Here is a 12,194-nt window from a genome sequence, read left to right on the forward strand (position 1 = left end):
CTGGGACGGATAACGGATGCCTTCACTAAAGGATCTGAAAAACCGCATTGCCTCCGTAAAGGCGACGCAGAAGATTACCAAGGCGATGAAAATGGTCGCCGCGGCGAAGCTTCGGCGCGCCCAGGAAGCTGCGGAGGCCGCCCGGCCTTACTCGCAGCGCATGGGCGCCGTTCTTGCCAACATCGCGCAGGCGGTTGAAGCAGACGTTGCTCCGGTTCTGATGACCGGTACGGGCAAGGACGACGTGCATCTGCTCGTCGTCTGCACCGCTGAGCGTGGTCTTTGCGGCGGTTTCAACAGCCAGATTTCCCGCTTTGCCCGTGATCGTGCCCGCAAGCTGATCTCAGAAGGCAAGACGGTCAAGATCATGACTGTCGGCAAGAAGGGCTACGACAGCCTTCGTCGCGAATTCGCATCCAATATCATCGAGCGCATCGAGTTGCGTGACGTGAAGCGGGTCGGGTTCGAGAATGCGGATGGCATTGCCAAGAAGATCATCGCGCGTTTCAACGCCGGTGAATTCGATGTTTGCACGTTGATCTATTCCGAATTCAAGTCGGTGATCAGCCAGGTGCCGACAGGCCTGCAGCTCATCCCTGCTGCTGCCCCTGCCGCTGACGCTGTGCAGCCGACCACGACGGCTATCTACGAATACGAGCCGGATGCGGCTTCCATTCTGGAAGACCTTATTCCGCGCAACATTTCGGTTCAGGTTTTCCGGGCTCTGCTCGAAAACGTTGCTGGCGAAATGGGTGCCAAGATGAGCGCGATGGACAATGCCACGCGCAACGCCGGTGAAATGATCCACAAGCTGACGCTTTCCTATAACCGTCAACGCCAGGCTCAGATCACCAAGGAACTGATTGAAATCATTTCGGGCGCGGAAGCGCTCTGAGGTTAAGGAAAGAGGGTAAGGATAATGGCTAAGGCAGCTACCCCCAAGAAAACCGCAGCGATCACTGGCGCGACCGGCAAGGTTACGCAGGTTATCGGCGCTGTTGTCGACGTGGCGTTCGAAGGCGACCTGCCTGCGATCCTCAACGCGGTCGAAACTGACAACATGGGCAACCGTCTGGTTCTCGAAGTTGCGCAGCATCTCGGCGAAAACGTTGTTCGCACGATCGCCATGGACTCGACCGAAGGTCTGGTTCGCGGTCAGGCCGTTCGCGACACGGGCGCTCCGATCACCGTTCCAGTCGGTCCCGAGACACTCGGCCGTATCATGAACGTTATCGGTGAGCCAGTTGACGAAGCAGGCCCGCTGGTCACTTCCGGTCGCCGCGCCATCCACCAGGAAGCTCCTTCCTACGTGGACCAGTCCACCGAAGGCCAGATTCTGGTTACGGGCATCAAGGTCGTCGACCTCTTGGCACCTTACGCAAAGGGCGGCAAGATCGGCCTCTTCGGCGGCGCCGGCGTTGGCAAGACCGTTCTGATCATGGAATTGATCAACAACGTCGCCAAGGCACATGGTGGTTACTCGGTGTTTGCCGGCGTTGGTGAACGTACCCGCGAAGGTAACGACCTCTATCACGAAATGATCGAATCCGGCGTGAACAAGCACGGCGGCGGCGAAGGTTCCAAGGCTGCACTCGTGTACGGCCAGATGAATGAGCCACCAGGCGCGCGTGCTCGCGTTGCTCTGACAGGTCTGACCATCGCTGAAGACTTCCGCGACAAGGGCCAGGACGTTCTCTTCTTCGTGGACAACATCTTCCGCTTCACGCAGGCTGGTTCCGAAGTGTCGGCTCTTCTCGGCCGTATTCCTTCTGCCGTGGGTTATCAGCCAACGCTGGCAACCGACATGGGCCAGATGCAGGAACGCATCACGACAACAACCAAGGGCTCGATCACCTCGGTTCAGGCAATTTACGTGCCCGCCGACGACTTGACCGACCCGGCGCCTGCAACATCCTTTGCCCACTTGGATGCAACGACCGTTCTGTCGCGTTCGATTGCTGAAAAGGGCATCTACCCGGCTGTTGACCCGCTCGACTCCACGTCCCGTATGCTCGACCCGATGATCGTTGGCGAAGAGCACTACGAAGTGGCTCGTAAGGTTCAGTCGACCCTGCAGCGCTACAAGGCTCTCCAGGACATCATCGCCATCCTCGGCATGGACGAACTGTCTGAAGAAGACCGTCTGGCTGTTGCGCGCGCTCGTAAGATCGAACGCTTCCTGTCCCAGCCATTCTTCGTTGCCGAAGTCTTCACCGGTTCGCCGGGCAAGCTGGTTGCTCTCGAAGACACGATCAAGGGCTTCAAGGGCCTCGTCAATGGCGAGTACGATCATCTGCCGGAAGCGGCCTTCTACATGGTTGGCTCCATGGAAGAAGCGATCGAAAAAGCCAAGAAGATGGCTGCAGAAGTCGCCTGATACTATGAAAGAAGGCGCGTGTTTTGACACGCGCCTTTGCCCGTCGCGCAACAAAAAAGAAGTGAAAAGCCATGGCTGACAGTTTCAAATTCGAACTTGTTTCCCCAGAGCGTCTGCTTGTTTCCGAAACGGTTACTGAAGTTGTCATTCCTGCCACGCTTGGTGAAATGACCGTGCTGCCAAACCACGCACCGGTTATGACGACAATCAAGCCTGGTATCGTGACCGTAAAGCTGGCTTCCGGCGAGTCCCACAAATATGTGGTTTTCGGTGGTTTCGCAGATATCTTGCCCACAGGTTGCACGCTGCTTGCCGAATCCGCCACGCCGGCTGACGAACTGAGCGCCGATGACCTGCAGAAGCGTATCGATGCCGCCCGTTCAGAGATCGACGAAGGCAGCCACCATCACGAACATCTGACAAAGCTTGAAAAGCATCTCTATGAATTGACGAACCTGCACGAGGTTCTTGTCGCTGCTTGAAAGCACCGGGCGGGTTCGTAAGAACGACTGCCCAAAAAGCGGAACCTTCAAGCGGCCCAACGGGCCGCTTTTTCTTTTGGGCTGCACTTAATCGCGCATGGTCGCCCTACGCTGGTATAGTATGTCTCTTCAGAGATAGCTAAAGAAGCCGAAAGCGTTGATCGAGATCGGCGCAATCGCGTTTCAGGCAATCATTCAGTATTTGCAATAAGGTCTGTCCATGCCCGCAACTTCCCCGTATCGCTCCGTCAAACGCATATCCCGCCGTGATGGCGTCGTCAGCGAGGGCCTTCGGGATTCTCCTGAAGAAGTCGCCGTTGCTTTCTCATATGGCGGAACCACACATGCCGTTATGATGGCCACACCTGCGGATCTGGAAGATTTTGCGGTTGGCTTCAGCCTCACCGAGGGGATCATATCGAGCGTTTCGCAGATTGATGCTGTGGACGTGCTGGAGACCGGGCAGGGTTTCGACGTCCAGGTGTCGCTCTTCGATGAGCAGGCTGACGCCTTGCGCTCACGCAGGCGTCACATGGCGGGGCCCGTTGGGTGTGGCCTATGCGGCATTGAATCGATCGAGCAGGCATTGCGGCCCATTCCGGATGTGTCGCATTGCGATCTCAAGGTTTCCGCTGATGATCTCGTGGCTGCCATGGATGCGCTCCATGAAGCCCAACCCTTTTTCCGGCAAACCCGTGCGGTGCACGGTTGCGGCTTCTATATTCCTGGAGAGGGACTTCAAGCCGCGCGGGAGGATGTCGGGCGGCACAATGCGTTGGATAAGCTGGCAGGGGCGGTTCTGCGCAGCGGCGGTACCGGCAGCGCAGGCGTAGTGGTCGTGACGAGCCGGATCTCCGTCGAGATGGTCCAGAAGGCCGCGATCCTCGGTAGCGGTATCCTCGCGGCGGTGTCAGCTCCAACCGCCCTGGCGATCGAAACCGCCGAACGTGCCGGCATGACACTCGTCGCCCTGGTCAGGGGTGATGACATGGAAATATTCACGCGCTCCGACAGGGTTCTTGTTGACTGAGGTAAGATATCGGCAAGCACGGCATCAGCATTCCTTTTGCTTTCTGATGCAGTTTTGCTATTCCTCAACTCCGTAACGCGCGCGGCTGGCCCTGAGCGCGAAACCGGCGTCTCCACGCAAAAATCTGACGGTCCGCTGATGTTGCGTGCCGGGAGAATACCATGCAACATGACATGATCCCGAAGACCAAGGCAAAAGGACAGGAGCCGGATTTCGGCCCGTGGCTAGCCAAGGCCTCGGTTCTCATCATCGATGACGAGCCCGGCATGCGCAACTTTCTCATGCGGACGCTCGAGACGCGTTGTGCCTTTGTGGACGAGGCCGCAGATACCGCAGAGGCGACCCGAAAGCTGGACGAGCGCCATTTCGATATCGTCATTCTCGACAATATCATGCCGAAAAAAACAGGCCTTGAATGGCTCGCGGAACAGAGAGCGGTCGGCTTCTATGCCGATGCAATCCTGATGACGGCCTATGCGGATCTCGACACCGCAATCCAGGCCATCCGCGCTGGCGCTGCGGATTTCGTTCTCAAGCCGTTTCGGTCAAACCAGATCCTGAATGCGATCTCACGTGCGCTTGATCGTTCCAATCTCCAGCGGGAAAATTCGGCACTCAAATATCAGTTGAGGACGGCCGCCGACCATATTTTCCTCAGGGATCGGCTGGTCGGCAGTTCTGCCACCATTCAACAGACGCGCGACATGATAAGCCGGGTTGCACCGTTGCCAACCTCCGTTCTGCTGACTGGCGAATCCGGAACAGGCAAGGAAGTGCTGGCGCACTCCATCCATGATCTGTCCGACCGTGCCAGCAAACCATTCGTGCCGGTCAATTGCGCAGCCATTCCCGCCGACATGCTGGAAACCGAACTCTTTGGCCACGTGAAAGGTGCGTTTACGGGGGCGGATACGCGTCGGGAAGGATTGTTTCTGCACGCGCAGGGCGGAACATTGTTTCTGGATGAGATTGGCGAAATGCCGGTCCCCTTGCAAAGCAAATTGTTGCGCGTTCTCGAAGATCGGAAAGTCCGACCCGTCGGTGCCGAGCGCGAAGTACCGATCGATATACGCTTCATCTTCGCGACCAATGCCGATCTGGCTGCAGATGTGGAGAAAGGCAGGTTCCGGGCAGATTTGTTCTACCGTATCAACGTCATGCAGATTTATCTGGCGCCGTTGCGTGACCGTGACCAGGATGTTCTGGAACTCTGCGAGTTATTCATGCACAAGCTTTCGCAGCAACTGGGAATGCCGCCTGTGGCGATGGACGATGCGGTTCGTTCAATGCTTCTTTCCTACCATTGGCCGGGAAACGTGCGGGAACTGCGCAATTTCATCGAGCGAAGCCTCATCCTTGGCCGTTTTCCGCTCGATCTGAAGGGCAGTGTGCCGCTGCAAAGCTCTTCCGGGACGCTGGAGGAGGTCGAGCGACGTCATATACTGGCTGTCTTGAGTGACGTTTCGGGGAACAGGGACGAGGCTTCAAGGCGGCTTGGAATTTCACGAAAGACGATCGATCGTAAGATGTCTTTCTGGCATGGCTGAAAAACCGGGGCTTTTTAGCGTATTTGGCGCATTGAAATCAGTCCGGTTTCGGCTTCTGGCCATCGCCTTGTTGCCGACGCTCGTCATTCTGCCGCTGCTGCTCGGCGTAACCATGGTACGGTGGAGCGGCAAGTTCGATGCGCTCCTGACCACCAAGGTCAACAGTGACCTGACTGTTGCCCATCAGTATCTCGCAACAATCCTGGAGAACACCGGCGAACGGCTGGGTGCGATCAGCGCTTCCGCCCGCCTCAGAGACATCACCACCGAGGGGGATGAAGACGCGCTCAGGCTCTTTCTGGAAGACAGCAGACAAAAGCTCGGCCTCGACTTCCTTTTCGTCGTGGATGGCGGGGGAGCGATTTCCGCAAGCGCCGGTACCGGAACAGGCCGGACGCGCGTCGATTGGCCGGTGCGTTCGTCTGCCCTTGCAGGCAAAGCATCTCATGCTATCGATGTCTTTTCCGAGGAGGATCTGAAGACGCTGTCGCCTGCTCTTGCACAAAGAGCGCGGCTTGACCTCGTGCCGACCGCCAACGCCCAGAGGGGAGAAAAACCTACCGAAACCCGCGGAATGATGATTCATGCGGCAAGCCCGCTGCAGCTGCGTGATGGAACGACGCTTGCGCTGGTTGGCGGCAGGCTGCTCAACCAGAACCTCGATTTCATCGATACGATCAATGATCTCGTCTACCGAAAGGCCAGTCTGCCGGAGGGAAGCCAGGGTACAGCCACCCTTTTTCTGGATGATGTCCGCATCAGCACCAATGTGCGGCTGTTCGAGAATCAGCGGGCTCTGGGGACCAGAGTATCGCAGGTGGTGTATTCCGCCGTTCTGGGTTCCGGTCAGGTCTGGCTGGACAGCGCCTTTGTCGTCAACGACTGGTATATTTCAGCCTATGAGCCATTGGTGGACAGCTATGGCAAGCGCGTGGGAATGCTCTATGTCGGTTTTCTGGAGGCCCCGTTTGCGCAGGCCAAGTATGAGACGCTTGGATCTGTTATTGCGGCGTTTCTGGGCATCACGATTCTCAGCATTCCCGTTTTTCTGCGCTGGGCACGGGCCATCTTCAAACCGCTGGAACGCATTACCGAGACGATTTCACAGGTTGATGACGGCAATCTTTCGGCGCGCACCGGCCTGCCACCGAACGCAGACGAGATAGGACAGGTGGCCGTTCACCTTGATGAACTGCTTGATCGGCTCCAGCAGCGCGAGGGTGAGCTGCGCGCTTGGAACGAGGAGCTCAACGTCCGGGTAGGCCAACGCACACAGGAATTGCAGCTTGCCAATCTGCGTCTGGAGGCAACGACGAAGCAATTGGTCATGTCGGAAAAGCTGGCGACGATCGGCGAGATTACCGCGGGCGTCGCCCACGAGATCAACAATCCGATTGCGGTGATCCAGGGCAATCTCGAAGTCGCGCGTGTGATTCTGGGCGATCAGGCGGATCTGGCGAGGACGGAGTTCAATCTGATCGATGAGCAGGTCGAGCGGATCAGCCGGATCGTGGGCAAGCTTCTGCAGTTTGCCAGACCGGAGGAATTTGCCGGATATGTGGAGCGTCTCAGCCCGGACGCGGTGATCTCAGACTGTATGCCGCTGGTCAAACATGTGCTCAGCCGCGCAGGCATCGAAATCGTCAGGGCAGACAAAGCCACCGGCCTTCTGGCGATGAACCGCACCGAACTGCAGCAGGTACTGGTCAACCTCATCGTCAATGCCGCTCATGCCATGCCAGAGGGCGGAACCCTTACATTGACCAGCTTTGATGAGGAACGGCATGGGTCACATGGGGTCGGGCTTGCCGTGAAGGATAATGGCGTGGGCATGAGTGAAGATGTCGTCGCCCGAATTTTTGATCCCTTCTTCACCACGAAGCGGCAGGAGGGAACGGGTCTCGGTCTGTCCGTCAGCCAGATGCTGATTGCCCGGCAAGGCGGTGAAATTACTGTCGAGAGCATTCCCGGCCAGGGTACGTCCTTCACCATATGGCTGCCGCAGGCCCTCTAGGGGCAGCCAAAGCCATCCGATCGTGGCGAAAAGAAAGCAAAAATGTGGACATTTTGTCGGGCCCGCTGGGACATTTTGTCCCACTACCTGATGAATGCCTGTCTATCTCGTTGATAAACCTCAATTTCGTTTCTGGCACATGAATTGCTGAGCCTTGGATGGCAACACATCAGGCCAGTGCATGTGAGCGTCCCGTAGAAGGAGCCGCCCGCGCATTTTGGCCCCGTGGGCTTGGGACATTGTTTCCAATGTATCGGAGCGCGCCTTGCGCCAGGAAGCGCCAGACGCTGCTCCGACACCGTGGAAATGAATAACAACATCGAAATTCATCGCCTGGCGCGGTGAATGGAGGGACACAAATGACTGCGACCAACGAAACATTCGCGCCAACAGGTGCGGGTGCAGGTCTTCTGGACCGCGAAAGAATTATCGCAAAACCTGGCTTCAACCGCTGGCTGGTTCCCCCGGCCGCTTTGGCCATCCATCTGTGCATCGGCATGGCTTACGGCTTCTCGGTTTTCTGGTTGCCGCTCACCAAGGCAATCGGCATCACGTCGTCCGTTGCATGTACCGACCTTAACCTCGCATCTGCGCTGTTCACCACGACCTGCGACTGGCGCGTCAGTGACCTCGGCTGGATCTACACACTCTTCTTCGTTCTCCTGGGCTGCTCTGCCGCCATATGGGGTGGATGGCTGGAGCGTGCGGGTCCCCGCAAGGCAGGCTTCGTATCGGCAATCTGCTGGTGCGGTGGCATGACCATCGCTGCCATCGGCATCATGACACACCAGCTTTGGCTGATGTGGTTCGGCGCCGGCGTTATCGGCGGTATCGGCCTTGGCCTTGGCTACATCTCTCCGGTTTCCACCCTGATCAAGTGGTTCCCGGACCGTCGCGGCATGGCAACCGGCATGGCCATCATGGGCTTTGGTGGTGGTGCTATGATTGGTGCGCCTCTTGCTGACGCTCTCATGCGCCATTTCCGCACCGACGTTTCCATCGGCGTGTGGGAAACCTTCCTTGTCATGGCAGCGATCTATTTCGTCTTCATGATGGCCGGTGCCTTTGGCTACCGCATTCCACCAGCTGGCTGGAAGCCGGAAGGCTGGACAGCGCCTGCTGCCAAGAATTCCATGATCACGACCCGTCACGTGCATCTGAAAAACGCGCACAAGACGAAGCAGTTCTGGATGATCTGGCTCGTTCTGTGCCTCAACGTTTCTGCCGGTATCGGCGTTCTCGGCATGGCATCCCCTATGCTCCAGGAAATCTTCGCCGGTTCGCTGATTGGCCAGCCGAACGTTAAGTTCGCTGATCTTACCCCGGAGCAACTGGCGCAGATCGCCGCAATCGCCGCCGGTTTCACCGGCTTGCTGTCGGTATTCAACATCGCCGGTCGTTTCTTCTGGGCTTCGCTCTCTGACCGCATCGGCCGCAAGGGCACCTACTTCACCTTCTTTGCTCTCGGCATCCTGCTTTATGCATCGGCTCCCTGGGCGGCAGGTCTTGGCAACAAGGCGCTCTTCGTTGGAATGCTCTGCATCATCGTTTCGATGTATGGTGGTGGCTTTGCGACCATCCCGGCCTATCTTGCCGATATCTTCGGTACCCAGTTCGTTGGCGCCATCCATGGCCGCTTGCTCACAGCCTGGGCAACGGCGGGCATCATCGGGCCTGTCGTCGTCAACTACATTCGTGAAGCGCAGATCGCCGCCGGTATTCCGCGCGCCCAGGTCTATGACTTCACGATGTATATCCTGGCTGGCATGTTGGTCCTCGGCCTCATCGCCAATCTGATGGTGAAGCCGCTGGCCGACAAGTGGTACATGTCGGAAGAAGAAGTTGCGGCCCTTCAGGCCAAGACGACAGCTGCTGGCGCCGGTCCGACCGGATCTTTCGGAATTGGCAAGGGTGGTTTCGACGCCAAGGCGCTGATCGCATGGGCAATCGTCGGTATCCCAATCATCTGGGGTATCTGGATTACGCTGCAGAAGACATTCGTATTGTTCACCTGAGCGACACGATATGACACATGAAAAAGGCGGCAGATTGCCGCCTTTTTTTGTTGGCCGGGAAAGTCTCGGCTTAGAAGTCTTCCCATTTGGCTGCCGCTGCAGTCTGTCTGGACGATGCTACCATCCTGACTGGCGATGGCGCGACACGTGCCTCCGGGGCGCGGGGAGAGGGGGCGGAATTGCCGATCTTGAACTGGCCCAGCAATTCTCTCAGGCTCTCGGCTTCGCGCGCCAGGCCGTGGCTCGCGGCGTTGGTCTCTTCCACCATTGCCGCATTTTTCTGGGTTGCCTGATCCATGATGTTGACTGCATCATTGATTTCCGCAAGACCGCTTGCCTGCTCCTTGGTTGCCTCAACGATAGCCGCGACATTGGCATCGATCAGTCCGACCTTGGACGCAATCTCCTTGAGGGCGCTCCCCGTCTGGCCGACGAGATCAACGCCGTTGGCGACCTGTTCCCGTGATTTGTTGATCAGTTGCTTGATTTCCTTTGCTGCACTTGCCGAGCGCTGCGCAAGTTCGCGAACCTCCTGTGCGACGACGGCAAAACCCTTGCCAGCTTCGCCTGCGCGGGCGGCCTCTACCCCGGCATTCAGGGCAAGTAGGTTTGTCTGAAAGGCGATATCGTCGATAACGCCGATAATGTTGGTGATCTCACCGGAAGACTGTGAGATTTGGTCCATGGCCCCGATGGCCCGGTCGACAATCGCTCCTGAAACTTCGGCGCTTTGTTTTGTGGAGTTAACCAGCTTTCCGGCCTCGTTGGCCCGCTGGCTGGAATCCTTTACCGTCGTCGTTATCTGCTCCAGTGCCGCCGCGCTCTCTTCCAGAGATGCCGCCTGTTGGCTCGTTCGCTGTGCAAGCTGGTCTGCCGCGACACGAATTTCCGCCGAGCCTGAGGCAATGGTCGTGGCATTGTTCGCCACGGTTTGCATGGTCAGGCGCAGTTTCTCGATGACTTCATTGAAATCGGCTCGCAGCTTTTCCATGCTGGGCACAAAAGGCGTGTCCAACTTCTGGCGAAGTTCTCCATCTGCCAATTGGCGCAAGGCCTCGCCAAGCGTAGAAATCGCGCTCATGCGCGGCGTCACGTCCGTGGCGAGTTTGACGACTTTTACAACATGCCCCTTGTCGTTCAGGATGGGATTGTAAGCCGCCTGGATCCAGACTTCCTTGCCGTTCTTGCTGTATCTCACGAATTCGTCCGAGATGAATTCACCCGCTGCCAGACGCTTCCAGAAATTGGCGTATTCCGGTGAAGCTGCATAGTTTGGTTCGCAAAACATCCGGTGGTGCTTGCCGACAATTTCGTTCAGGCTGTAATTCAGCGTGGTGCAGAAGTTCTCATTCGCGGTCAGAATCTCACCGGTCGGCGTAAATTCAATAACGGCCTGCGAACGTGAGAGGGCGTTCATCTTGCCCTTGTCGTCGTCAGCTTTCAGCTTCTTCGCCGTAATGTCGGTTGCAAGTTTCACAACCTTGTAAGGTTTGCCATTGCGGCAGATGGGGTTGTAGGAAGCTTCGATCCAGACTTCCCGACCGTCTTTGCGAATACGCTTGTATTCCCGTGCGTCGTATTTCCCGTTTCCGAGGCTCTTCCAGAAGTCGATATAGGCTTGAGAATTTCTGTAATCCTCTTCGCAGAAAATCCGATGATGTTTTCCAACGATTTCGGCCAGCGAGTACCCCATCGCCGAGCAGAAGTTTTCGTTGGCATCAAGAATGTTTCCCGTCAAATCGAATACGATCATCGCCTGAGATGCTGAAAACGCGTCCAGGACTTGCTTGTTGTCCGCACTCTTTCCCCGCCAAAGCATGTTTTCTCCAGGTTTGCTGATGATGCCGCGGCAATGAAGCCATCCAGTGCCGCGCGCATATTGTTTTCAAGAACAATCATTATGAATGATTGTTTTCGCTCTGGGATTGAATTAGATATCTATAATATTAAAAATTCATTTATGAATTTCTCTTACAGCAGTATTTTCCCGTGTACTGCAAGTATAAATCGACTATTATTGCGAATAAATCTTTTGTTAATTCAAAGGTTTATAGTATTTAAATGTATATCCGCATATTGTTTTATGAAACAACAGTAATGAAAAAAGCCGCCCAGTTTTGCCGGGCGGCTTCGCAATGGTAGAAAACTATACTTGGCAGTATCAGGCGGCCAGATCTTCCAGATCGGTGCCCTTGAACATCTTTGCGAGGTTCAGGAAGCAAATCATCCCATGTTCGTTTGCGATGATGCCTTCCGAGAAGGACTTGTCGAAGGACGCCGAAACTTCAGGGACAGGCTGCACCTGGCTTGCTGGAATTGTCAGAATGTCCGAGACGCGATCAACCAGCATTCCGATGACCATGTTGTGGACTTCGGCAACGACGATGGCGCTGCGTTCATTCGCAACAGTGCTCTTCATGCCAAGCTTGTAGGCCAGGTCGATGATGGGGATTACAGAGCCGCGAAGGTTCATGACGCCGATGACATCCTTCGGCGCGTGTGGAAGCGGAGTCGATGGAGCCCAGCCGCGGATTTCACGGATGGTGGTCGTTTTGACGCAGAACTCCTGATCGTGCAGACGAAACGCGATGATTTCCAGCGTATCGCCGCCAAAGTTCGTAGAATTAATCGTAACCATCAGAATTCTTCCCAATCCTTGTTCTGGGCTAGTGCAAGCGCACCGACGCTCGCGTATCCGGACTTCGGCTTCCTGCCTGGTGTAAGAACAA

The 12,194-nt window shown here is 56.5% G+C and carries 9 protein-coding genes; 7 read left to right on the plus strand and 2 right to left on the minus strand.

Features of this window, described 5'->3' with window-relative positions; all coding sequences use genetic code 11:
* The first annotated feature begins 16 nt into the window (after positions 1 to 16).
* The 7 genes from QRN85_RS20165 (at position 17) to QRN85_RS20195 (ending at position 9,465) form a co-directional block, all read left to right on the plus strand.
* Complete coding sequence (locus QRN85_RS20165; RefSeq protein ID WP_062590335.1) at positions 17 to 895, plus strand: F0F1 ATP synthase subunit gamma; 879 nt, start codon at positions 17 to 19, stop codon at positions 893 to 895.
* 24 nt (positions 896 to 919) lie between these two features.
* Positions 920 to 2,377: a F0F1 ATP synthase subunit beta gene (atpD, locus tag QRN85_RS20170; protein ID WP_062590336.1), complete on the plus strand. Its 1,458-nt coding sequence runs from the start codon at positions 920 to 922 to the stop codon at positions 2,375 to 2,377.
* Between the two features lie 71 nt (positions 2,378 to 2,448).
* The gene (locus QRN85_RS20175) at positions 2,449 to 2,859 is read left to right on the plus strand and encodes a F0F1 ATP synthase subunit epsilon (protein ID WP_062590338.1); all 411 of its coding nucleotides are present in this window, start codon (positions 2,449 to 2,451) and stop codon (positions 2,857 to 2,859) included.
* A 220-nt stretch (positions 2,860 to 3,079) separates the two neighbouring features.
* The gene (gene fdhD, locus QRN85_RS20180; RefSeq protein WP_284759879.1) at positions 3,080 to 3,889 is read left to right on the plus strand and encodes a formate dehydrogenase accessory sulfurtransferase FdhD; all 810 of its coding nucleotides are present in this window, start codon (positions 3,080 to 3,082) and stop codon (positions 3,887 to 3,889) included.
* Positions 3,890 to 4,050: 161 nt separating this feature from the next.
* Entirely contained in the window at positions 4,051 to 5,436 is a 1,386-nt protein-coding gene (locus QRN85_RS20185) for a sigma-54-dependent transcriptional regulator (protein WP_113092352.1), read from the plus strand.
* A complete protein-coding gene (locus QRN85_RS20190) occupies positions 5,429 to 7,450 on the plus strand; it encodes a sensor histidine kinase (RefSeq protein WP_284759880.1) in 2,022 nt (673 codons plus the stop codon). Before QRN85_RS20185 ends, QRN85_RS20190 begins: the two co-directional genes overlap by 8 nt.
* A 359-nt stretch (positions 7,451 to 7,809) precedes the next feature.
* A complete protein-coding gene (locus tag QRN85_RS20195) occupies positions 7,810 to 9,465 on the plus strand; it encodes an OFA family MFS transporter (protein ID WP_284759881.1) in 1,656 nt (551 codons plus the stop codon).
* Positions 9,466 to 9,535: 70 nt separating this feature from the next.
* Here the strand turns inward: QRN85_RS20195 and QRN85_RS20200 are convergent, their stop codons facing one another.
* Both QRN85_RS20200 and QRN85_RS20205 read right to left on the minus strand, forming a co-directional pair.
* Positions 9,536 to 11,284, minus strand: a complete 1,749-nt coding sequence (locus tag QRN85_RS20200; RefSeq protein WP_284759882.1) for a methyl-accepting chemotaxis protein — start codon at positions 11,282 to 11,284, stop codon at positions 9,536 to 9,538.
* 342 nt (positions 11,285 to 11,626) lie between these two features.
* Entirely contained in the window at positions 11,627 to 12,103 is a 477-nt protein-coding gene (locus QRN85_RS20205) for a chemotaxis protein CheW (RefSeq protein ID WP_062590348.1), read from the minus strand.
* Between the last annotated feature and the right edge of the window lie 91 nt (positions 12,104 to 12,194).

The organism is Agrobacterium sp. fls2-241-TYG-188a (genome assembly GCF_030209845.1).